The organism is Chryseobacterium sp. UNC8MFCol (genome assembly GCF_000482305.1).
In the GTDB taxonomy this organism is placed as follows: domain Bacteria; phylum Bacteroidota; class Bacteroidia; order Flavobacteriales; family Weeksellaceae; genus Chryseobacterium; species Chryseobacterium indologenes.
In genome coordinates, this window is the sequence record NZ_KI535290.1 from 652919 (window position 1) to 677120 (window position 24202).

General features: G+C 35.9%; 24 protein-coding genes. 11 read left to right on the plus strand and 13 right to left on the minus strand.

Annotation, left to right across the window (positions count from 1 at the left end; genetic code table 11):
- Window positions 1-66: 66 nt before the first annotated feature.
- From rpoN to M030_RS0117340, 3 genes are all read right to left on the minus strand, one after another.
- A complete protein-coding gene (rpoN, locus tag M030_RS0117325; protein ID WP_027374655.1) occupies window positions 67-1530 on the minus strand; it encodes an RNA polymerase factor sigma-54 in 1464 nt (487 codons plus the stop codon).
- 159 nt (window positions 1531-1689) lie between these two features.
- Window positions 1690-3138: an asparagine--tRNA ligase gene (gene asnS / locus M030_RS0117330; protein ID WP_027374656.1), complete on the minus strand. Its 1449-nt coding sequence runs from the start codon at window positions 3136-3138 to the stop codon at window positions 1690-1692.
- Between the two features lie 738 nt (window positions 3139-3876).
- Complete coding sequence (locus M030_RS0117340; protein ID WP_027374657.1) at window positions 3877-5601, minus strand: helix-turn-helix domain-containing protein; 1725 nt, start codon at window positions 5599-5601, stop codon at window positions 3877-3879.
- Between the two features lie 319 nt (window positions 5602-5920).
- On the opposite strand from M030_RS0117340, the gene M030_RS0117345 reads away from it, so the two are divergent.
- Window positions 5921-6760, plus strand: a complete 840-nt coding sequence (locus tag M030_RS0117345) for an SDR family NAD(P)-dependent oxidoreductase (RefSeq protein ID WP_027374658.1) — start codon at window positions 5921-5923, stop codon at window positions 6758-6760.
- 101 nt (window positions 6761-6861) lie between these two features.
- Window positions 6862-7776: a helix-turn-helix domain-containing protein gene (locus tag M030_RS0117350; RefSeq protein ID WP_027374659.1), complete on the plus strand. Its 915-nt coding sequence runs from the start codon at window positions 6862-6864 to the stop codon at window positions 7774-7776.
- Window positions 7777-7825: 49 nt separating this feature from the next.
- On the opposite strand, the gene rimM is transcribed toward M030_RS0117350, so the two are convergent.
- From rimM to M030_RS0117375, 5 genes are all read right to left on the minus strand, one after another.
- Window positions 7826-8368 carry a ribosome maturation factor RimM gene (rimM, locus tag M030_RS0117355; protein ID WP_027374660.1) on the minus strand — a complete coding sequence of 181 codons (543 nt, stop codon included), beginning with the start codon at window positions 8366-8368 and terminating at the stop codon, window positions 7826-7828.
- A gap of 14 nt (window positions 8369-8382) precedes the next feature.
- Window positions 8383-8949 (minus strand): 30S ribosomal protein S16, encoded by a 567-nt coding sequence (locus M030_RS0117360; RefSeq protein WP_027374661.1) that lies wholly within the window; start codon window positions 8947-8949, stop codon window positions 8383-8385.
- Between the two features lie 183 nt (window positions 8950-9132).
- Complete coding sequence (locus tag M030_RS0117365; RefSeq protein ID WP_027374662.1) at window positions 9133-9642, minus strand: nitroreductase; 510 nt, start codon at window positions 9640-9642, stop codon at window positions 9133-9135.
- Between the two features lie 139 nt (window positions 9643-9781).
- Window positions 9782-10231, minus strand: a complete 450-nt coding sequence (locus M030_RS0117370) for a hypothetical protein (RefSeq protein ID WP_027374663.1) — start codon at window positions 10229-10231, stop codon at window positions 9782-9784.
- Between the two features lie 214 nt (window positions 10232-10445).
- Window positions 10446-10970 (minus strand): SRPBCC family protein, encoded by a 525-nt coding sequence (locus M030_RS0117375; RefSeq protein WP_027374664.1) that lies wholly within the window; start codon window positions 10968-10970, stop codon window positions 10446-10448.
- Window positions 10971-11182: 212 nt separating this feature from the next.
- On the opposite strand from M030_RS0117375, the gene M030_RS0117380 reads away from it, so the two are divergent.
- From M030_RS0117380 to M030_RS0117395, 4 genes are all read left to right on the plus strand, one after another.
- Entirely contained in the window at window positions 11183-13204 is a 2022-nt protein-coding gene (locus M030_RS0117380; RefSeq protein WP_027374665.1) for a M3 family metallopeptidase, read from the plus strand.
- Between the two features lie 69 nt (window positions 13205-13273).
- Window positions 13274-13657, plus strand: a complete 384-nt coding sequence (locus M030_RS0117385; RefSeq protein ID WP_027374666.1) for a tetratricopeptide repeat protein — start codon at window positions 13274-13276, stop codon at window positions 13655-13657.
- A gap of 28 nt (window positions 13658-13685) precedes the next feature.
- On the plus strand, window positions 13686-13886 hold the full coding sequence (locus tag M030_RS0117390; protein ID WP_027374667.1) for a YqaE/Pmp3 family membrane protein: 201 nt from the start codon (window positions 13686-13688) through the stop codon (window positions 13884-13886).
- Between the two features lie 63 nt (window positions 13887-13949).
- Window positions 13950-14681 (plus strand): class I SAM-dependent methyltransferase, encoded by a 732-nt coding sequence (locus M030_RS0117395; protein WP_027374668.1) that lies wholly within the window; start codon window positions 13950-13952, stop codon window positions 14679-14681.
- A 225-nt stretch (window positions 14682-14906) separates the two neighbouring features.
- Here M030_RS0117395 and M030_RS0117400 read toward each other — a convergent pair whose 3' ends face one another.
- On the minus strand, window positions 14907-16310 hold the full coding sequence (locus tag M030_RS0117400; protein ID WP_027374669.1) for an MFS transporter: 1404 nt from the start codon (window positions 16308-16310) through the stop codon (window positions 14907-14909).
- A gap of 40 nt (window positions 16311-16350) precedes the next feature.
- Entirely contained in the window at window positions 16351-16899 is a 549-nt protein-coding gene (locus M030_RS0117405) for a TetR/AcrR family transcriptional regulator (protein WP_027374670.1), read from the minus strand.
- Window positions 16900-17092: 193 nt separating this feature from the next.
- On the opposite strand from M030_RS0117405, the gene M030_RS0117410 reads away from it, so the two are divergent.
- Together M030_RS0117410 and M030_RS0117415 are read left to right on the plus strand one after the other, a co-directional pair.
- A complete protein-coding gene (locus tag M030_RS0117410) occupies window positions 17093-17470 on the plus strand; it encodes a VOC family protein (protein WP_027374671.1) in 378 nt (125 codons plus the stop codon).
- A gap of 149 nt (window positions 17471-17619) precedes the next feature.
- Window positions 17620-18231, plus strand: a complete 612-nt coding sequence (locus M030_RS0117415; RefSeq protein WP_027374672.1) for a hypothetical protein — start codon at window positions 17620-17622, stop codon at window positions 18229-18231.
- Between the two features lie 55 nt (window positions 18232-18286).
- On the opposite strand, the gene M030_RS0117420 is transcribed toward M030_RS0117415, so the two are convergent.
- Window positions 18287-18655 carry a hypothetical protein gene (locus M030_RS0117420; RefSeq protein WP_027374673.1) on the minus strand — a complete coding sequence of 123 codons (369 nt, stop codon included), beginning with the start codon at window positions 18653-18655 and terminating at the stop codon, window positions 18287-18289.
- Complete coding sequence (locus tag M030_RS25990) at window positions 18655-18789, minus strand: hypothetical protein (protein ID WP_262483298.1); 135 nt, start codon at window positions 18787-18789, stop codon at window positions 18655-18657. The genes M030_RS0117420 and M030_RS25990 overlap by 1 nt, the downstream gene beginning before the upstream one ends.
- A gap of 101 nt (window positions 18790-18890) precedes the next feature.
- Here M030_RS25990 and M030_RS0117430 point away from each other — a divergent pair, with 101 nt between their 5' ends.
- The 3 genes from M030_RS0117430 to M030_RS0117440 are packed head-to-tail and all read left to right on the plus strand — an operon-like array spanning window position 18891 to window position 20820.
- Window positions 18891-19532, plus strand: a complete 642-nt coding sequence (locus M030_RS0117430; protein ID WP_027374674.1) for a TetR/AcrR family transcriptional regulator — start codon at window positions 18891-18893, stop codon at window positions 19530-19532.
- The gene (locus M030_RS0117435) at window positions 19529-19990 is read left to right on the plus strand and encodes a GNAT family N-acetyltransferase (RefSeq protein ID WP_027374675.1); all 462 of its coding nucleotides are present in this window, start codon (window positions 19529-19531) and stop codon (window positions 19988-19990) included. The genes M030_RS0117430 and M030_RS0117435 overlap by 4 nt, the downstream gene beginning before the upstream one ends.
- Window positions 19991-19995: 5 nt before the next feature.
- Window positions 19996-20820 (plus strand): helix-turn-helix domain-containing protein, encoded by an 825-nt coding sequence (locus tag M030_RS0117440; protein WP_027374676.1) that lies wholly within the window; start codon window positions 19996-19998, stop codon window positions 20818-20820.
- A gap of 266 nt (window positions 20821-21086) precedes the next feature.
- Here M030_RS0117440 and M030_RS0117445 read toward each other — a convergent pair whose 3' ends face one another.
- Window positions 21087-24077, minus strand: coding sequence for a reprolysin-like metallopeptidase (locus tag M030_RS0117445; protein ID WP_027374677.1), 2991 nt, complete (start codon window positions 24075-24077; stop codon window positions 21087-21089).
- Between the last annotated feature and the right edge of the window lie 125 nt (window positions 24078-24202).

Sequence of the window (24202 nt, forward strand, 5' to 3'; positions counted from 1 at the left end):
ATTATATTTTACTAAAAACAAAAGGTGAACATTTAACGTTCACCTTTTTATATTATCCGATACTATCTATAGTTCTTTCCTTAATCTTGCAACAGGAATATTAAGCTGCTCACGATATTTTGCGATCGTTCTTCTGGCAATATTATATCCTTGTTCTTTTAAAATCACTACCAATGCATCGTCCGTTAATGGTTTTCTCTTGTTTTCTTTATCGATTACTTCCTGCAGGTGGGTTTTGATTTCTTTTGTAGAAACTTCTTCTCCGTCATCATTCGTTAAACTATCAGAGAACAGATCTTTAAGATAGACGATACCGTTTGGGGTATCGGCATATTTACTTTTTACCACTCTGGAGATGGTAGAAATATCAAATCCCGTTATATCTGCAACATCTTTTAAGATCATTGGTTTCAGAGATTTTTCGTCCCCTGTAATGAAATAATCTTTCTGGAACTTTACAATCGCGGTAATGGTTTGTAATAATGTATTCTGACGCTGGTTAATCGCATCGATATACCATTTGGCAGCATCAAGCTTTTGTTTGATAAACAAGGCCGCTTGTTTATGCTCTGAAGAGTTTTTATCGTGTGAGTAGGTTGACAAAATATCTTTGTATTCCTCAGATACTCTCAGAGTCGGTGCATTTTTACTGTTAAGCATCGGGATTACCTGTCCGTCCTTCACCTGAATCACAAAATCCGGGATAATTTCCTGATTGATGGTAATCGTCTGGGTATCAAAGTTACCCCCTACTTTTGGAGATAGTTTTGATATTTCGTCCAATGCATCCTTCAGATCATCTTCTTCAATATCATATTTCTGGATGATCTTATTGTAGTGCTTATTAGTCAGGGCATCAAACTGATACCTCAAAATATTGGCTGCTAAAGAAACAGCTTTATCTGAGCTGACCTTCTTCTCAATCTGTAATAATAAACATTCCTGCAATCCTCTTGCACCGACACCCGGTGGATCCAGTTTCTGAATGTAATTTTCTAGAATATCCTCTACCCTTTCTCTGGTAGTATAAATTCCTTGTGAGAAAGCAAGATCATCAACGATAGATTTAATTTCCCTTCTCAAATATCCGTCAGTATCCAGATTGCCGATAAGGTATTCTGCAATTTTCAGGTCTTCTTCACTGATATTCACCAAATGGATCTGCTCCAGCAGATAATCATATAAAGACTGGCCTTCCGTCAGCAGGCTTTCATTATCAAACTCTTCATCATCAGGGGAGTAATTGCTGGATGCGGTTTTATAGCTAGGTTCGTCGTCATAAAGATATTCATTAACGTCGAAGTCTGTTTCAATGCTTTCTGTACCCTCATCCTGATAAGCATCTTCCAAAGAAGAATATTCATCTTCTTTAGAATCTTCTTTTACAATTTCCAAAGCAGGGTTTTCTTCTAACTCTCTCTCCAACTCCTCTTCAAATTCAAGAGTATGAAGCTGAATCAGCTTCATCAACTGGATCTGCTGAGGAGCCAGCTTCTGTCCTAATTTGAGTTGTAAGTGTTGTTTAAGCATATTCGTGTTTGCGTTTTAACATAACATATTCTACGAATTTAATAAATTTATTTGATAAAAGATACAATTAGCATGATTTTTGCATTACAACTTTCAACATAATAAACTATTAAACAATAAAAAAAGCCTTAATTTTTCATTAAGGCTTTTTTTATTGTTCTAGAATTCAGCACTTTTCGGCGTTCTAGGGAAAGGAATCACATCTCTGATATTTGTCATTCCCGTTACGAAAAGAACAAGTCTTTCCAATCCCAAACCGAAGCCTGCATGCGGCACAGAACCAAACTTACGGGTATCAAGGTACCACCAAAGCTCGTGCTCATCTACATGCATATCTGCCATCTTCTGTTTTAAAACATCCAGTCTCGCTTCTCTTTCCGATCCTCCGATAATTTCACCAATTCCCGGGAAAAGAACATCCATTGCTGCCACTGTTTTATTGTCATCATTTAACTTCATATAGAAAGCTTTGATTTCTTTCGGATAGTCAAATAATACTACAGGGCTCTCAAAATGTTTCTCAACGAGATATCTTTCATGCTCAGACTGAAGGTCTGTTCCCCATTTTTCAACAGGGTATGCAAATTTTCCTTTTTTGTTTTCCTTAGAGTTCAATAAGATCTCGATTGCTTCCGTATAACTTACACGCTTGAAACGTTTAGCCACTACATTCTGAAGTTTCTCGATAAGGCCTTCTTTTGCTCTTTCTTTTTCAGGTTTTGACTTCTGCTCTTCTTCGAAGCGCTTATCAAGGAATTCAAGATCATCTTTACAGTTGTCCAGAACATATTGAATCACATACTTCAGGAAATCTTCGGCAAGGTCAATATTGTCTTCAAGGTTGTTGAACGCTACTTCCGGTTCAATCATCCAGAATTCTGCAAGGTGTCTTGTTGTGTTAGAGTTTTCAGCACGGAAAGTAGGGCCGAATGTATAGATTCTTCCTAATCCCATAGCTGCAGTTTCTCCTTCAAGCTGTCCTGAAACGGTAAGGTTTGTTTTTTTTCCGAAGAAATCCTGTGAAAAATCAATTTCGCCCTCTTCAGTTTTTGGCATATTGTTCAGGTCAAAGTTCGTCACCCCAAACATTTCTCCTGCTCCTTCTGCATCAGCTCCGGTAATTACAGGCGTATTGATATAGAAGAACTGGTTTTTGTTGAAGAATGAATGAACGGCAAAACTCACTGCGTGACGTACTCTGAAAACAGCTCCAAAAAGGTTGGTTCTGAATCTCAGGTGGGCCTGCTCACGAAGTTTCTCCAAGCTGTGTTTCTTAGGCTGAAGAATTGTACTTTGAAGTTCTTCAGTAAAGTTATCTCCTAAAATGATAATTTTTTTAGCGATAATTTCCACAGATTGTCCTGCTCCCTGGCTTTCTACCACTTCACCTACTACTTTAAGAGAAGAAGCCGTACTAATTTTTTTGATGATCTCTTCATCAAAATTTTCGAAATCAACAACTATCTGCAAATTATTAATCGTAGAACCATCATTAAGCGCAATAAAGCGATTCGCACGGAATGATCTTACCCATCCGTAAACTGTAATGTCATGATGTAATACTTTCTTGTAATCCTTCAGGATTTCTTTGATCGTTTGCTTTTTCATTTGTTGATGATAAATTTTTTATAGAAAAATTAATGTCTGCAAAGTTACAAAAAAACAGCGCAACTTAATGATTGCGCTGCCTTTAAAAATCATTTAACAAGCATTAAAACTTTCAATTCAGGAAAACTATATTTTTTATGGTTATTACCTGACCACTCTAAAGATTTAAATTTATCTGAATATGATCCTGAATTTCAATAAAATTCGCATTAACCTGAACGAATATCACTATTTTATAAAGAATACATTATATTCTGAGTTTTCATGGTTTTTAGTTTTTATCCTTTGTATCGAAATGGTTATTAGTTTTTTTTTGAGGTGATACTTTTCCGGTCAATGATCCGATCTATAACAACGTGGTTGATTCTCATGGTTTTTGTTGAAAGCAGATCGAACGGACTTCTGTTTTAATTACTTTAATAATTTTCAAATGATTATTTTCTACGTACCAAATTTTTAATGTTTACCTGTTCACTTTCTTTTTTCTTTTTTAATGTTTTTTTTCGATTAATTTTTTCCGGTCATTCAAACCTGATTGTTTTTTTGCTGATCAGCAATTTTAATTTTGAAATTCAGACTGTGCACATCCAAGTTCCAAATGTTGTGTGTTTTTACCTGGAACAAAGATGCATGAAGAAGTGTAACGACACAAGCAAATAGTCCATAAATTCATAAATTTATATACCTAAAAACATGAATTTATAGACGATAAAATATTGATAACGAAACAATTAAATATTAATCCACTTTCATTTCTTCTATTTCTTTCAAATAGACGGAAAGTGGTGTTCCGGTTCTTTTTTTGAACGCCATTGTGAAGGCCTGTTCATTATTGTACCCTAATTCTTCGGCAATAAAAGGAACTTTATAAGAGCGAAATTTTCTGTCGGTAGCCAATCTGCTGATGGCATAATCAATTCTTAAATCATTCAGATAGGTAGCGAAATTTTTTCCTTTGTAGGTATTGATGATTTCTGATAAATATCTGGAGTTGGTTTTTATTTTTTTAGCAAGAACACCTAATGTAATTCCTTTACTCAAAAACTGTTCTTTTGTTTCAAAGGTTCCAAGCTCCTGCAAAATAGTCTGGGCAATGTCTTCAGAAATTGTTCTGCTCGTTTTATCTTCAGCATTATCGGTGAGAAAAGAATCTGAATCTATTTCATTCTTTGATTCGTCATCCGTCTTTATTTTTTTCTCATTTACAGACTGGATCAGATCCTGAGCAATTTTTTTATATTTTTTTTCTGTTTTTTTATACTTAAAATAAAAGTTGATAAACAGGAGATGGGAAATCAATAAAAGGCTAATGACAATATAAAAGAGTTTCTTCCTTTTTTCAAGTTCATTCGTAATCGTTTCTTTTTCCTGTTGTAAGGTCAGCACATCATATCTTCCCGGGAGTTCCCGCGATATGTACCGGAACTGCGTATTGAGAATATGGTCAATTTTAAAAAAACGTTCAACATAGTACAGCTGTTTTTCCTGATCTCTTATTTCCTTATAATGATTAATCAGATAGGTATAAACTTCTCTGAGCTCAGGATATATATAATCTGTCTTAAGGACTATAGAATCAATTTTCTTAAAACATGCGATCGCGTTGTCTTTCTGTTGGAGTCCTGCATAGGATCTTCCTAGATTCAAAAGTGTGTAATTTTCATTTCGTTGACTTTCATCACTTGGTGTAAAGAAAAATTTTTCGCATTGCAACAAATCATCAATTGCATTTTGATATTTTTTTGACTGCAAATGATAATACCCTAATAATCCTAAGTTTTGATAATAGCGGTACATATCATTATTTTTTTTGGAAGCCTGCAAACCCTCTTGGATCAGTATATGAGCCGAATCCATTTTATTAATCTCTATATAAGCGCCCGCAAGATTGAGCTTAAGGCCATCGCGCTCCTCATCGCTCATATATTCAGCATTATACAAATAATTCCTTAAGGTTTTAGCGGTTTCGGCGTGTTTTCCGATATAATTGTTCAGATTAGCAATTCCGATATGAGCCAGGGCAATCTGTCTTTTATCATCTTTTTCCTGTGCATATTTCAGCCCCAGCAGATAATTATCCAGCGCAGCATGAAGATCATTGAACTTCCAGTATAAATTGGCCCTCAACAAGTAAGTTCTGGCAGGATTATAAATTTGTTGAGAGTTTTTTGTAATCTTTTGTAGACTGTCAAGATATTTTAAAGCAACCGGTAAAGGTTTATCAAAATGTAAAAGTACATATGCCTCAGCAATCTGATCAACATTGTTCTCAGCTTTAGCTTTTTTCAGATACAGTTCAGCATTATTTTTTCTGATTTTGTCATCACCTGATTTACCTTTATAGAAATTGTTTTCCAATTCGCCATAGGTACTTTTTTCTGAAATGTTCTTTTCAACACTTGTGGTTTGTGCATTTAATATGTTACTGAGAATGAGTAACAGGATCAGATATTTTATTCTCATCAATTTCCAGGGTATCTTACAAAAGTATTATTATTTGGTATAAGTTACAACAAAGGCAGCCTAATCCGGTCAGGCTGCGTTTTAAAATCATAAACAATTTTAATCCAGAATGAAAAACCAGTCTGTTTCTACGGAAAAAGAATTAAATCCTTTGATAAAAAACGTTTCCTGAACCCTTTGATAAAGGTGAATATTGATTGAGATTTTTCTGTATAATCATCATTCACGATTTGGATACATCATTCACCGATCCGGCTACATTTTCTCTGTCGTAAGTTTCCATCTTTGTCCCATCATTTAAACAAAAAAATATTTAAAAATGGAAACAAAAAAAGTATGGTTCGTGACAGGAGCTTCAAAAGGCTTAGGATTTGAATTGGTTAAAAAATTACTGTCGGAAGGATTTCGGGTGGCCGCAACAAGTCGTTCCGTTGATTCCCTGTTTTCCGCTTTCGGAGAAACTTCAGAAAACTTTCTTCCTCTCGGTGTAAACATTACAGATAATAACGATATTAAATCTGCTATAACGAAAACAGTGGAACATTTCGGACGAATTGACGTGGTTGTGAACAATGCAGGCTACGGCCAGATCGGAACTCTTGAAGAGCTTACCGATGAAGAAGCAAGAGAAAATTATGCCGTGAATGTTTTCGGAACGCTGAATGTGATCAGGAATGCAATGCCTTATCTTCGTGAACAAAAATCAGGAAATATTTTCAACATTTCTTCTGTTGGAGGGTATTCTGCTAATTTTCCAGGCTGGGGAATCTATTGTTCTACAAAATTCGCTGTAGCCGGATTTACGGAAGCACTCGCTGAAGAAGTAAAAGACTTCGGAATTCATGCTACGGTTGTTTATCCGGGGTATTTCCGCACAGATTTTTTAACGAAAGATTCGGTAAAAACACCAGCCAACCCTATACAGGCCTATGAAGCAGCAAGAAATTCGGAACAGGCTCACCTCAATGAAATCAATGGTAATCAACCTAATGATCCTGAAAAAGCAGCAGATGTCCTGATCCGGATCAGTAAAGAAAAAAATCCGCCTGTCCATTTATTATTAGGGGTAGGAACAGTGGAATTTCTGAATAACAAAATTGATATTTTAAAGAAAGATGCTGAGAAATGGGAAAGTCTTACGGTTTCTACAGCGATTTAGTCTGATCATATTATCCTTTAGCTTCGCTCACGTATGGGGAGCTAAAGGCTTTTTAAGTCAATGCATTATATATTATTTACAAAACCACTACCTTAGCTAATATGAAACAGCCCGTCCGTTTTAATTCTATTTCAGATTTTCATGCTTTTTGTAGTCTGCCCAATCCTGAGCATCCGTTGATCAGCATTATAGATTACAGCAAAGTACGGTATGTAGTGGATGATCATGAATTGAAGTGGATACAGAACTTTTACTCCATCGGCCTGAAAAAGAACGTCAGTCCCAAGTTCAATTACGGACATCAACAATATGATTTTGACTCAGGAGTATTGTGCTTTGTTTCACCTCAACAATATTTAAGTCTTGAAATCAATCCGGATGTTGAAGTAGAACCTACCGGGTTTTTATTGCTGATTCACCCTGATTTTCTATGGAATACTTCATTAACGAGGAAAATTAAATCTTATGACTTCTTCAGTTATCAGGTAAAAGAGGCTCTTTTTCTTTCTGATAAAGAAGAAAAAATTCTTGTTGATATTTTTAAAAATATTGAACGTGAATACCAGACCAACAACGATAGATTTACACAGGAACTGATCATTAGTCAGATTGAATTATTACTGATTTATTCTGACCGTTTTTATGAGAGACAATTTTTCACCAGGAAAAAATCGAGTCATGAGCTGTTATATAAATTTGAAGATATTCTTTCCCGGTACTTTGATAACGGAAACCTTCTTGAAAATGGTATCCCATCCGTAAAAAGCATTGCTGAGCAGATGAATATCTCACCCAACTATCTTGGGACCTTGCTCCGCCTGCATACCCGGCAAAATACACAGCAGCATATTCAAAATAAGTTAATTGATTGTGCAAAAGAACGTTTGAGCACCACCAGTTTATCTGTAAGTGAAATTGCTTATGAGCTGGGATTTGAGCATCCGCAGTCTTTCAGTAAACTGTTTAAGCAGAAAACCAACCAGTCTCCGGGAGAATTCAGAAAATTATTTAATTAGTGATATAATAAAAAGTAAATGACGATGAGGATTTATTGCTTCACTGCAATTATTCGTCTTTCTTGGAAGGGATCAGAAAAACATCGATAAGCCCTTCAGGAAGTTCCATTTTAATGAATCTTTCTTCTCTGTTTACTTCAAGAATCCAGTCTTTAATCATAGGAATTACCACTTCTTTTCCATCCAGATTGGTAATGAAATATACCTGTGCTGTCTGATCGTTTACAGATCTTATGACTCCACAGTTATTATCATTTTGGTCAAAAATTTCAAATCCGATGATCTCGTGATAGTAGAATTGTTTTCCTGAAAGTGTAGGCAATGTAGTAAGCGGCAGGTAAACACTTTTACCTAAAACCTGATCTACCATTGCTTCAGAAGAGTTTTTGAATGCAAGATTCAGAGCATCTAATTTGCTCCATGATGATTTTTCAATAAAAAATGGAACCAATAATCCGTTGATTTCAACGAATATTGATTCCAATTTATTGTAAAGCTCGGGTTGATCGGTATCCAATTTAAGGATCACGTTGCCCGCAAGTCCGTGTCTGCGTGTGATTTTACCTAAAAAATAGCAATCTTCTTTACGCATAACAGGGTTTGTTCTTAAGCTTCAGTGTTTTCTTCAGTTTCAGCAGCAGGAGCTTCTCCTTCTGTAGCTTCAGCAACAACTTCTTCAGCAGGTGCGTTTGCAGCTTCTTCAGCAGCTTTAGCATCAGCCTCAGCTTGTGCAGCAGCAGCTACTCTAGCTTCATTTACTTTTACTTCAGCTTCGAAAGCAGCTTTCTTAGCATCAGCTTTAGCAGTAGCTAAACCTTCTACTTTACCTTGTACTTTAGCATCTTTAGCTTCTACCCAAGCGTTGAATCTTTTCTCAGCTTCAGCTTCATCAAAAGCACCTTTAGCTACACCACCTTGTAAGTGTTTTTTGTAAAGAGCACCTTTGTAAGATAAAATAGCTCTAGCAGTATCAGTAGGCTGAGCACCGTTGTTTAACCACTGTACAGCAGAATCAACGTTCAACTCGATAGTTGCTGGATTAGTAATTGGGTTGTAAGTTCCTAGTTTTTCGATGAATCTACCATCTCTTCTAGCTCTTGAATCTGCAACCACGATGTGGAAAAAAGGTTTACCTTTTTTACCGTGTCTTTGTAATCTGATTTTTACTGACATAATGTTTGAATTTTACGGGAACTCGTCCCAGTTAAATATTTAAGAGTGCAAAGATACATAAAAATTCTAATTGAACAATTAATAAATATAACAATTTATTAATCTAATGGTATAACAATATTTTGCACCTGTTTAAACCATTGATATATTGGAAAATTTTCACATTACTTACATAGAAACATGCTATACTGTCCCCATATAGAACAGCCCCAAACATTTTTGGTTTTCTTCGATAGTGAGAGAATCTTTCAAGTGGTTGACAATTGTTGGGGAACTCCAGTAACAGCCGATATTGTTTGCTGTACAAGTCAGATACATGTTCTGCACGGCCATGGAAGTAGCTGCTATTTCTTCCCAATCAGGAACCATACCGCTGAAGTTAACAACGATAGAAACGACTACGTCAGCTTTATTGATTTTAAAACCGATATCATTATATTTTTTTTCCAGGAAAAGCTGTTCAGGCTGGGTTGCTTTATAAATAGCCTGCATTTCTGAGGCAAGCTGAGCTTTTTCTTCTCCTTTGAATATTTTGAAGCGCCAAGGCTTAGTCCGTTTATGATTAGGAGCGAATGTGGCAGAGTGTAGAATTTCTTCCAAAATTTCCTGAGATATTTCTGCATCAGCATAATCTTTTGGAAAAATACTTCTTCTCTGCTCTATGATTTCTTTTAAAATGGATGCTTTATTCATACCTGCAAATTTACAACATGGAATTCAATCTGTTGTATTTAAAACAAGTATTCCATAAAAAGAAAAAACTTCAAATACATTTGAAGCTCTATTGATCAGATTTATGATTAATAACCTGTGAAAAAAAATTATCATTCACTTATAATACTTCCACAATCTTCTGATGGATCTTGTTTAACGTAAATTCATCCCCAGATTTCATTCCCATCATTTTTTTGGCCATCGGACTTTCCGAAGATATGGCATAAAACCTGTCTCCTTCAAAAAAGAACTCTCCCAGGGATACAGAAATATAAAACCGGGCTTTATTGGTAATCACCAGCGAACCAAGCTGTACTCTTTCCGTAGAGGTATTCAGTACTTTTGCCATATTTCTTTTAAGATCGTTCAAAGCTCCCAGCTGTCGCTGCATCTGATAGATCTCCTCCTGCATTTCTTCCCTCATGCTGTCATACTTCGGAGTTTTCTTGATGTCACGGCTGGCTTCAAGAGTAAATTCGATAAAATTTTTAAGCTTCTCTATTTTCTCTGCGATAGTCATTGTCACAAAGTCTCTGATATCACTTTTTTCAAATACAATCTTCTCCATACAATCGATTCTTTATATAAAGATAATATTTTTAGAATAATAGTATCCATTTTCATTCCATCATAAAAATTATTAATCATTTATCGTCAAAAAAGAAAGAAAAACTTAGCAACAGTGACTTTTATTACTAAAAAAGCTGCCTTCAACCAGAAAACAGCTTCAATATAATTTTTTTTAAATGCGCTATTGAATATGTGAGGACCTTTCTGAGATTCTACTTCTCTGCAAGTTTCTTAAGATCTGCCAGCCCCTGTCCGAACATTTTATCCATATTATTATCCATCATTGGCTTCATCATTTTCATCATGGTATTCAACTCATTGTCGATCATCCAAGTTACCTTTGTTCCGTTTCCTTCCGGAGTTAAAATTATATTGCTCACCGCGTCACCTTCAAAGGGTTTAATAAAATGAAGTTTTGTCACCATCTTTTCGTTAGGTACAATTTGAGTAATTGATTGTTCACCTTCACTGTCATCACCTTTCCAATGATAAGAATCACCCATTTTACTGCCTTCTCCTGAGTATGTAATGGTAATATTTTTTATTTCTTTCGAAAAAGGGTCCCAGGTATTATAGGCTTTTAAAGAACCTGCGTGCTGCCATACCTTTTCTTTAGGTGCATTAATGACTACAGATTTTTCAAAATGATAATTTTTACTGAAAGCCAGCATAGCAAAGATCGCGTATACGATAATCAGCAAAATGATAATGCCGATAATTTTTAAGAGTGTTTTCATAGTATTATTATTTAAGGTTTAATTTTCTTGTGTAATCGTTTACATTTTTGTTCAAAATTAAATATTCTCCCTCCACTCCAACTTCTCCTATGACAAGATAAATTAAAGATAGTGTATTTTTGTCATACCTGTACATTAAGGCATTATTTTTGAGTTTTCAAGCTCAGATTCCCCTGTGAATCATTAAATTTACCTTTAATAAAAATCGAAAAATGAATATTTTAACAGAAAAATTTAACACACCATATCATTCGGCTCCTTTCAGCCAAATTAAAAATGAAGATTATCTTCCTGCCTTTAAGGAATTGATTCAGAGATCAGAAGAAGAAATTGATGCTATTGTTAACAATCCTGAACCGCCAACATTTGAAAACGTTATTGAGGCATTAGCTTATTCAGGAGAACAACTGGATGTGGTTTCCAATATTTTTTTCAATTTAAATTCGGCAGAGACCAGTGATGAAATTCAGCAAATTGCCCAGGAAGTTTCTCCGATTCTGACAGAATATTCTTCAAAAATATCTCAAAACGAAGCCCTTTTCAATAAAATTAAAAAAGTATACGACGAAAAAGAAAAATACGACCTTAATGAAGAGCAGGAAATGCTTTTGAATGAGACCTACAAAGGCTTTGTAAGAAGCGGTGCGTTATTAAATGAAGAAGACAAGGAAAAATTAAAAAATATCAGCATGGATCTTTCTGTAAAATCGCTACAGTTTGGTCAAAATGTACTGGCTTCTACCAATGCGTATTTTAAGCATATTACTGACAAAGGGCAATTGGCAGGTATTCCGGAAGCCATTAGTGATCAGTTTGCTGAAGAAGCCAAAGAAAGAAACCTGGAGGGATGGGTAGTTACCCTTCAATATCCAAGTTATATTCCTTTCATGACTTATGCTGAAAACCGTGAATTAAGAAAAGAGCTGGCCTTAGCAAATGGTAAAAAATCTTTTGACGGTGGTGAATTCGACAACCAAAATCTGATCAAAGAACTTCTTCATTTAAAACAGCAGAAAGCTCAGCTTTTAGGATATACTGATTATGCTGACTATGTTCTTGAAGAAAGAATGGCCAAATCTCCGGTGAAAGTTTTTGATTTCTTACATGAACTTTTAACGAAAGCAAAACCTTATGCTGATAAAGAAATTGAAGAATTAAAATCGTTGGCAAAAGCTGATGGTATTGATGACATGCAAAGTTATGACCATGCTTTCTATGCAGAGAAGCTGCGCAAACAAAAATACGACCTTAATGATGAAGAACTGAAGCCTTATTTTCCTTTGAACCAGGTTCAGGATGCTGTTTTCGGACTGGCTGGAAAACTTTTCGGATTAACATTTGAAGAAAGAAATGACATACCAAAATACCATGAAGATGTAAAAGTATATGAAGTAAAAGAAAATGGTAAGTACAAGTCATTGTTATATGTTGATTATTTCCCGAGAAAAGGGAAAAGAGCCGGGGCATGGATGACAAGCTACAAAAATCAATTTATACAGAATGGAGAAAATTCCCGTCCGCATATCTCTATCGTTTGTAATTTCAGCAAACCTACAAAAGATACTCCTAGTTTACTGACCTTCCAGGAAGTGACTACCCTTTTCCACGAGTTTGGACATGCGCTTCACGGGATGATGGCCAATACACAATATCCTAGTCTTTCCGGAACTTCCGTAAAGTGGGATTTTGTGGAATTACCGTCACAGTTTCTTGAGAACTTCTGTTATGAGCCGGAATTCTTAAAATCGTTTGCTAAACATTATAAAACCGGAGAAGTGTTGCCGGATGAAAAAATAGAAAAAATCGAGCAGTCTAAAAACTTTATGGAAGGCTACCAGACATTAAGACAACTCGGATTCGGAATCCTGGATATGAGTTATCATACAAAAGTCGAAGAACTTGAAAAAGAAAGCATCAAAGACTTTGAAGACAAGTATACCAAAGCCACCACACTTTATCCTTTGAATGCTGAAACCGCTATGAGCCCGAGTTTCTCGCATATCTTCCAGGGTGGGTATTCTGCCGGATATTATTCTTACAAATGGGCGGAAGTATTGGATGCAGATGCTTTCCAGTATTTTAAAGAAAACGGAATTTTCAATCCTGAAATTGCGGCAAAATATAAAGTTCTTCTTTCGTCAGGAGGAACAAAAGATCCGATGGAGTTGTACAAAAATTTCAGAGGAAGCGAGCCGAAAGTGGAAAGCCTGTTGAAAAGAGCGTTTGGCAGCTAACAAAAATAGAATACTAAATTTGCATCATATAACATATAAACGGTAAGAATCAATTCTGTAATTGTAAAAATGAGTAGTATAACATCAAGATTAGAAAACGTAAAAAAACTCCAGGCTAAAAGATGGGAAAATGAAGACCATTGGGATACATTAAATGATTTACTGGTTAAGGAACTGGATGAAATTTTGCTGGTTGAGCCTGAAAATACTTCAGCGTTAATCAATATTGGTGCGATTTACTCTGATATGGGGGAAAATGAAAAAGCGTTATTCTATTTAAAAAAAGCGTTACATCTGGGTTCGAATGACAAAAATTTATTTGTCAATCTTGCAGTGGTACTGATTTATATGGAAAAACATCAGGAAGAGTATCTGGAATACCTTGAAGAAGTTGAGGATAAAACCGAGGATCCGCTTACGTTTAAAGCCTATTTTGATCCTCAGTCTCATTAAAATCTATTATCAATTAAAACCTTACGCCATGTTATTAGCTATTTTACTTCCCTTCCTTTCCTTTATGGTTCGTGGGAAAATTATTACAGGAATTATCTGTCTGATTTTACAAATCACTGTAATTGGATGGCTTCCTGCCGCGATCTGGGCTGTATTATCTTTAAATAATGCCAGAGCAGACAAAAGAACTGACCGTTTGATCAAAGCAATGCGTGAAAACGAAAAATAATTTATATTTTGAAATCCTTTACCCGGGTAAAGGATTTTTTTATCTCACCTAACGACTGATCCTATGAAAGAAAATAAATACGATACCCCGTCATTTTTCGATCAATATGAAAAAATGCTCCGTTCTCAATTGGGGCTGGAAGGTGCCGGAGAATGGCAGACTTTAAAAGGAATGCTCCCTGATTTTAAAGCTAAAAAAGTTCTTGATCTCGGATGTGGATTTGGCTGGCATTGCCGCTATGCCATTGAAAACGGTGCCGAATCCGTTACCGGAATTGACCTCTCTGAAAAGATGTTGTCCAAAGCTCAGGAAATCAATAATCTGAAGGGCATTCAATACGAACGAAAAGCTCTGGAAGATGTGTCTTATCCTGAAAGCACATTTGATATTGTTCTCAGCTCATTAACATTGCATTATGTGGAATCATTTGACCCCATCGCCAAAAGTATTTATGGATGGTTAAAACCCGGAGGATATTTTGTGTTTTCAGTGGAACATCCGGTCTTCACTGCAGAAGGTGGACAGGACTGGGCATATGATAAAGATGGGCAGAAAATCTATTGGCCGGTCGACCGTTATTTTATAGAAGGAAAGAGAAATACGACATTTTTAGGTGAGAATGTGACCAAATATCACAGGACCCTGACCTCCTACCTGAATAGTCTGTTACAATGTGGTTTCAGGCTTAAGGAAATCATTGAACCTCAGCCTGGCGAAAGCATGCTGAAAGAAATCCCTGAAATGAAAGAGGAGCTCCGCCGTCCTATGATGTTGTTAATAGCTGTAGAAAAGTAAACAAATATCAGTAATATTAGGATTAATCGCATTCGTAACATGGGAGTCTACCTTCCGGAAGAAGATCTCTACGTCACATGGCTCAGCAATTGCGACTGCCATTCTCCTACTGAAATCACTAGAAATATAGCAAAACTCACATCGGCATTTTTGAAAAAACAAACTTATAATAGCAGGAAGTAAAAGATTATCATATTACTAAACAAAGCATGCCGTTCCGGATGCTCAGGGACGAATTCTTTTGGGAAGAACATATTCCGGAACTTTGAAAACAGCCAGCATTACAAAAAAAAGACAAAGAATATTAATCAATACAGCTATTGAAAAAGCATACTGATAATGCTCTTGTAAAGACTTCCCGCCAAGAAAATAATAATATATACTTCCAACAGCCACAATTCCTACAATAGCTGCTACCTGCTGAAAAGTATTGTAAACCCCCGAAGCACTCCCCGCCAAAGATTCAGACAGTCCCGATAATGCAATATTCGCTAAAGAAGGAATGACAGATCCGACTCCCACGCCATGCAACAACAGCAAAATATAAAAAATATACAAAGGCGTTCCGGTTTTGAATAAAAAAATCTGCAGCATAAGAACGATTACAATCAAACTCAGGCCCAGCAGCAAAACATTTTTCCCATAGGTTAAAATCAGTCGGGGAGAAACAAACGAAGCCAGAATAAAGCCGGCACCCTGGAATACAATCACCTCCCCTGCTGCTAACGGGTTTATTTGTAATCCATCCTGAAGAAACACAGATAAAATATAAAAATACGAATCCAGCATAATGAAAAAGAAGGTCACCGCTATAATGCCGAGGTTAAAATTTTTGTATTGAAACAATTTAAAATCAATCAGGTAAGAGCATTTGTTCCGGAGTTTTGTTTTCTGGCTTTGAAAAAAATACAGCATCACCACAACCGATACGAGTATGGAAAGAATATTCTTCGGAGTAAAACCTTCCTGCTCCGATGACGTCAATGCATAAGTAAAACAGAAAAGTCCTGTTGAAAGTATAAGGACACCCTGGATATCAAAAGTTTTTCTGACAGGGTCTTTAGATTCTTTCAGGAGTTTCAGGCTTAGGAAAACTGCCGGAAGACAAATAGTAATGTTCATCAAAAAAATAAGTCTCCAGGCTTCTTTCATGATGGTAAGAGACGAAAAATATCCGCCCAGAAATTGCCCGAGTATAGTCCCTATCCCGATAGTGATCCCGTACCATCCCATAGCTTTTGTTCGCTCTTCATGATGAGGAAACAGGATCTGTATCATCGACAGCACCTGCGGAGCCATCACCGCTGCACTGATTCCCTGAATGCATCTTGAAATAATAAGCGGAACAGCCCCTACAGATATTCCACACGCTACAGAGCTGAGCATAAAAAATACCAAGCCCATAATAAATATTTTCTTTCTGCCATATACATCTCCAAGCCGTCCCCCTGTAATCAAAAAAGAAGCAAAGCCGATAAGATAAGCGGCAATCATCACCTGCATTTCACCATGAGACGCATCAAGATCTCTTTGGATGGAAGGAATGGATACGTTGATAATAAAAATATCCATTATGGTTAATAGCTGACCAAAAAGTACAACTATAATTATTAATTGATTACGTTTCATTTTTATATAGATATATCTATTTTTTTTAATTCAAAAAAACTTAGGATACTAAATCTTTCACAATTTTTTTCACCTGAACAAAAGCGTCATTGCTTTTAGTAATCGTTGAGGTGACCACAGCTCCCTCGATCAGTAGAAAAATATTTCCGGTAAGTGCCTCTGCATCTCCTCCACATTCAATTACCATAGTTCTGATCAAGTCTTTTTGTTTCTCTTTATGTTTTTTTACAAACTCTGAAACAGCAGGATTTGTATCTCCTATTTCAGAAATAATCTTTATAAAATGACAGCCGGCAAATTGAGAAGATCGCTGTAGTTTTATGCGATAATCGATCAAACTCAATAGTTTTTCTTTAGGATCAGAAATTTTACCCGTACCTTCTTCAAAACCGTTAAACCATTCCAGCTCTTCCTGAAGTAAATAAGCCTGAAGAAGATCATTTTTGGATGAAAAATGATTGTAAAGAGATCCTATGGCAATACCGGCCTCTGCAATAATCTGGTTGATTCCCGTAGAATTAAAACCTTGCTTATAAAACAGATCTGAAGCTACCCTGATGATCCGGTCTTTAACTTTTTCTTTTTTCATTCTGAAAACTTTGTACAAAGCTATACAAAAAATAGATAGATCTATCTATTTTTTAGCCTTAGCTATAATTTTTTTTATATTAGCACACAAAATAGTTCTGTAGATGAGATTGATACAATTTATTTTTCTTTTTTTCACAATGATAGGTGTATCTTGCAATTCACTGCAGAAAGAGCCAGCCAAAACAAAAATTATGACCCGATCTAATCCTGTTGTTTACTTTGAAATTCCGGTTGCTGATCTGGAACGTGCAGAAAAGTTTTACACTGCTGTTTTTAACTTCACATTTGAGAAGGAAATCATCGATAATTACGAAATGGCTCTGTTTCCGTTTGAAGAAAAGAATTCAGGTATCACTGGAGCATTAGCGAAAGGAGAGGTCTATAAACCGACTAAAGAAGGCGTGATTATCTATTTTAAGACAGAAAACATCGATGAAACTTTAAACAGAGTTCTGACACAAGGTGGAAAAATTCTTTATCCAAAGAAAACAGATAAAAAGCATGGCTTTGCTGTTGCAGAATTTGAAGATTCAGAAGGAAACAGAATTGCTTTGCATCAAACCCTGTGATTACAATAATCTCTAATCTCTTATTCAGTATATTTAATAATAATAATTTAAATTTTACTATTTCGCATTACCATTCTATGCATACTATTTTGTAGATGTTATTTTGTATCTTTAGTTACCAATTCCACAAAAATATTTGGTACATAGCTATGGCAGAAGAACTTTATTTCATAAAAACCAACCCGAATATTGCCAAGATTAATTTGTACAATAAAATCTGTCGTGAAGAAGATGATGCTCTTAAGTTTATACCGGAAGGTAATCTTGACACCATTAAAGATAAAATAAAAGATTCTGTTGAAGAACTTTCTAAAGAAGAACTTTCTAACATATTCACCTGGTTTTCTTCCATTTATCAGGCAGATAATGAAGAAATTAAAACTCAGCTTTTTATCAACGGAATTGATCTTTTCTACGAAATTCCCACCTCAGAGCATGTAAAAACGTTTTTACAGATCCTTTCTGATTATGAAAAATCGGCTAAAGAACATCTTGATTATATTGTTGATGCCCAGAATTTCAATCAGTTTCTGATCTATGGAATTTTTTTTACAGAGATTATCAGCAAAGACAAGAAACAAGATAATATCCTTTCCGACTACCTGAAATCGGATTATCAGACTTTATTTTTACTCGCCGAAAATCAATGTAAAGAAAAAAATTTCGAAGAAAAAAACGGGCTTATCCTTCAACGCAACTTTGTTGAACTCTATGACCAGACTAAATTTTACAAGGGCTCTATCATACAACTTGAACAGTAACGGGAATTATACTTTCAAAAATTTAATTAAACCTAACTGATCAATCTCCGGACCTTTATTTTTCTTCTTTTTTAAACCTTCTGAATGATTTTATTCTAAAAAGATAATATAATATTCCTCCGGAAAAATACGCCATCACATCGAAAAAATCTGCAGTAAAGACATTGGAAAGCCGGGGGCAAAGTACTTCAAACAAAAAAGACAGATAAATGGCTGAAGTGAGCACAAACTTTACATCAGGTTTCCATGTATATCCCAAAAAGTTCATGATCATTTCTATCAGATAGCAATACATCGGAACCGTGATAAGATCCGTAAAATACTCATTGATAACCGGGAGATAAATACTGTTTTTTCTCAATCCTATGATAACAGCCCATAGAATCAGGCCAAGACAAAACCAATATGATATTTTCCCTTTCATCACATATGTAAAACAGCCATAATAATCCCGATGATGACCTGCAGAATTTTGGCTGTAATATCCTGCATTGCAGGTTCATTCTTCTTTTCGTTTTGGGCAGCTGATTCATAATCAAATTTTCTTTTACCTTCCATTGTGACAAGATTTGATAGTGCAAATATAACAAATTAGAACAATTGTTCTAATTATTGAAATATGACTTTTATCCGCTCTTATATTTTTTTATCTTTGATGGATGAACACAAAAGAAAAGATTCTGTCAAAAGCTCTGGAATTATTTAATGAGAAGGGCTACAATACCATTACCACAAGATCTATTGCGGCAGAACTTGGGATCAGTGCAGGAAATCTTCACTATCACTTCAAACATTCTGAAGACATTCTGAAGATTCTTTTTTCTGAAATGACTCAAAAAATGGACGGGCTCATGGACGGGATGAAGAAAATGGAAAACAAAACCCTGGAAGATCTTTATCAGCTTACTCTTTCAAGCTGTGAGGTTTTTTATTCTTACCGTTTTATCTTTATCAATTTTGTAGATATATTACATAAAATCCCTGAAATAGAAGCACAGTACGAAGGTATCAACTTCAGCAGAAAAGAAGAGTTTCAACAGATATTCTCCGGTTTTCAGAAAAATAATATTTTCAAAAAAGATATTCCTGATTTTCTCATGAAGAGCTTTACGGAACAGATTTTTATTATTGCAGATAACTGGCTCACCCACAACAGATTAATTTTAAAACTTGAAAATGAAGCAGCAGTACAACATTATGCATTGCTTCAGATGAACCTGTTTTATCCGCTTTTGAATGAAAAACAGCAGAAAATTTACGAACAAAAATATATTGACGGAAAGAAAACGATATCAAAATGATCATAAGAAAGGGAAATGAAAATGACCTTGCTGAAATGAAACAGCTTTTTGCAGAAACGATCACCAGTATCTGCAAAGATGATTACACTGAAGAACAACTTGAAGCATGGAGATCAGGCGCTGAAAATAATGAACGTTGGCTCAAAGTCATCCACGAACAGTTTGTCTTGGTAGCCATATCAGAACATACAATCGTTGGTTTTGCTACACTTGATCAAGGAAATTACCTGGATCTTTTCTTTGTTCACAAAAATTATCAGCATCAGGGTATTGCCTCCCAGCTTTACGAGCAGATTGAAAATGCTGCCAGAAAACAGACTGAAAGATATATACGTTCGGACGTAAGTAAAACCGCGAAATCATTTTTTGAAAAGCTGGGATTTTACGTTCTTAAAGAGCAAATTGTACCTATAAAAGGAATTGCTCTTACCAATTTTAAAATGCAGAAAAATCTTTAATGAGTATGCAGAATGTAAAACAGGAATATCGTGAACACAGAATTCCCGCAACGCAGGAATTTGAAAATGTGTTTACCCATTTTTACTTCGCCGAAAACGGTTCTGAACATCCTGTGACCAAAACCCTGCTTCCTACTTATCAGACGATTCTCTTGTTCTGTTTCGGAGAAAAGGTTTCTATGTCTACCCATGAAAAAACAATAATCACAGTAGACGAATGTATGGTTTTCGGACCTGTGAGACAGTCTTTTGACTATACCCTGCCTTCAAAAACATCTATTCTGGTGGCCAATTTTAAAGACGACGCTTTCTATCGTTTTTTTGGCAAAGGGGCAATTGAATCCCATGTTGTACAACATCCTGATGATTTACTGAAAGAAAATTGTTTCGCCAACCTCTGGTATCAGCTTACTACCCTACAATCACCTGAAGAACAGGTTAACTTTATTTTGAATTTCTGCAGGCCTTACTTACGTGCTCGGGACCAGACAAGCCTGTTACTGAGTAATTTTGAACAGGACCACCTTAATCCTGTGAAAACGATTGCTGAACAAACCCAGCAGACAGAAAGGAATATTCAGCACAAGCAGAAAAAACAGTTCGGATATTCTTTGAAAGAAATCAATCGCTACCTCAGGTTTCTGAAAGCTATCCGACTGATAGAAGAGGAAAGTGCCGGACCAACCAAAATAAGCTGGTTCAATATTATAGACCAGTGTGGATACTATGACCAGAGCCAGCTCATCCACGATTTTAAGCACTTTTTACACATCTCGCCGGCCCAGTATCTGAAGTTCCAACAGGATATATGCAACCCGAAATCTGAATAACCCATTTCGATTTTTACTATTTTCAAACATTCCTGATGCTGTACATTTGTTTTATCCACTTAAAAGCAGCACAGTGAGACATGTAATGATCTCTCCGGGTTTTTGCAAAATCACGTTCATAATTCCTCTAAAACCATTCCCTGGATTTCCCATGAGTTAGGAAAAAACAAAAACAGTAGAAATATTAAAATTTCTACTGTCTTATTATAAAATTGTATTTGTTTTACTGTCGGAAGTATTTATCGAAATCTTTCCAAAGCCTCATTTTATTTCTTGATGAATTTAGATTTAAATACATCTTTTCCTTTGTCATCAATTGTAATTACATATCCCCCTTTTATCAAAGAAGAAATATTAATTTTTCCGTCATTGATACTTCCGGTATTCAGTAGCTGACCAGCTGCACTATAAATCTTATAGGTTGCTTTATCAGAAACTTTCGTAATATTTAATACATCACTTGCCGGGTTAGGATATAATTGGATAGTATTATTTTTAACCAAGTCTGATGTTCCTAAATTAGATGAAGCGGCCACAACACTATAGTCTTCCACCTCCCCATAGCTAACTGTTCCACAAGCATTTATCAGCGAACCACCTACATTAGACTGCCCTCCATACGTTAACTTAATTCTCATTCTCAAAGGCAGACCGGTCACAGCGGATTGAGGAACAGTAAATGAGCCGGTAACAGGGCCTGTTATCGCGCCAACTGGAAAGTTAAGAATTTTTTCAGAGTCATCAAATATACCGTTTCTATTAAAATCGATCCAGGCAGCCACTGCATCAAGATCCGGATTTCCTACGGTTACTGAAATTGGATATGTTGTACCTCTTACTACATTAATCTGAAGAGCAGGATTGTTTGTATAATTAGTATAAGCACTTCCGGTAGAGGTATTATTGATATTTGCAACTGTAACGTTAGCAATATACTCATCATTTATATTATTTGCCTGAGATGTACAATAAGTTAAAGTTAGTGTTGTAAAGTTTGCAGATGGAGAATAAGTTCCGGTTGTTCCACTACATACCGTAGCGACCTGTACTTCATACGTAGCACCGTCCTCTAAAGTATTTAATGTGGCATTAGGTGAAGTTAAACTTATTTCAGTCCAGGTAACATCGCTAGCTTTTTTGTAACGAAGTTTATATGTTGCTCCTGTAACCGGCTGCCAGGTAACATCAGCTGAATGCGTTGTAATATTTGTCACAACCAAATTGGTAGGTGCATTCCCGTCACAAGGAGCAAGCGTAGTAACCATTACTGATTTAACTGCGTAAAATATATTTCCTATTGCAGAAATTCTTAGTTTAATGGTCTGTCCGTTCAAAGAAGATGGAAAAGTATAGTTTTCAGAACCGTCATTTGGTGTGGAATCTGATAATACAGTCCATGTTGTTCCGTTATCTGTTGTATAATCTATCTTTACATTGGCTACATTATACGGAGCTGCTGCAGTATTGGCTACATCCCATTCTATTGCAGTAGGAACACTGTTATTAGCATATAAAGTATTGATTTTAAATGGTCCGTCACTTCCGACAATAACTGTTTGCTCTGCAAACTGAGTCTGCTGCTGATCGGGTGCGGGATTATTATCTCGTACTGTTACAGAGAATTTTGTGGTTCTCGGTACCATAGAAACGGACTCCCATTGGTTATTTGAATTATTTAAAACTCCGGACATTACTGATGACAACTTCGGGAAATATCTGGTTGGGCTGGCAGAAGGGGCAACAGATCTAAACGAACCTCCTGTAGAAGTTGTCCCTATATTACCACTGTTAATCCTTGTACCCGCATTATCTATCTCCTCCCAGGTATATGTTAACGGATCATTCTCCGCATCAGTAGCAGAAGCTGTTAATACAAATGCAGTTCCTAAAGGAATATTATAGGTTGGTAATGCAGCTATAACAGGTGGATTATTTGTTATTGCAGTTTCTACATCACAATTTTTTGCAATTAAGTTGGCCTGAACCTGCTTAATACTTGCAATATGGAAATAAGGATCCGAATGAAGCTGTACATCTGTTGTGGTACCTGCAGGAGCACTTTGGTTTGTAATACCTGCATATCCCATAATTGTAGATCCGGAACCGGGCTCCATGTTAACACTATAACCTTCTAAATTATGTGAAAAAGTATGGTTTGCCCCTAACTGATGCCCCATTTCATGGGCTACATAATCGATATCAAAAGTATCTCCTGAAGGAGGGAATGTAGAAGAGGAATTTACTGTTCCTGTAGCAGGAGAAGTAATTCCAGCCCCTTTTCCGATATCATTAGGTCCCAAATTTGGATTGCCGGGTTCTAAACATACACACCCGATACATCCTGCATTTCCTCCTCCTCCGGAAGCTCCAAACAGGTGACCTATATCATAATTATCATTTCCTACGTTCGCTGTAAGCTGGCTTTGTAGTGATGTATTCCATGAACCAGGAGGAGACAGGGGATTAGTAACCGTTGCATACGGATCCGTAGCAGGATTATCAAAAATAAGAGCAGGATAGCTCAAAACATTTAAATGGAGTGCAAAATCTTTTTCAAAAACAGCATTTACTCTGGTTATTGTTGCATTAATTTGTGCAATAGCATTAGCAACTCCTCCAAAATACTGCGTATATTCTCCCGTAACAGACATTGCCAGTCTCATGGTTCTGTATTTTTTATCAGACGACCTGGAAAACGAATTTGACTGGTTAGCAAATGATTGTCCGTCTTTCAACAATTCTTTAATCTGGCTTTGTGATATTGCATTCTCTTCTGTTGAGCATAAAAATCCGTTTTCATTCTTTTTTGTTTTGGGATGCAGTCCATACACTGTTTTATCAGCATTTACCGGATCAATAAATTCATACTTCCCATCCTGAATAATCATCGATTGAAAATCATTAGGAGCAACAGAAAATCTCAAATATTTGGTAGGATCGTCCAAACTAGCTCCGACATAAGATCCTAACTGATATTGATCAGCAAATTCTTTTGTCATAACTGGAAAACTGTACACTGCAAACCTTTCTATCTTTCCGCCCATAGTTGGGAGCAAAATTTCCACAGGTTTTGCATTCGGACCCATTTCCTGGGCATTTTTCAACTGTGATTTTATTTTATCCAAATCCAGTTTGTAATAATTTCGGATATTATTCGATCCTAATTTGTCTCCTCTTCTATAATCAGTAGGAGTCCACTGTGAAAAAACAGTGATTCCTAGTAAACTACAGAATAAGACAGTAAATAATTTTTTCATTTTTTGTAAAATTTAATAGAACAAATGTAAACAATATACCCCAACAAAGTGAAAAAAATTTATTATGTTAAACGCTGCAAACCAATACAATATACATGTAAGTTATTTAATTTTAATTAATCATC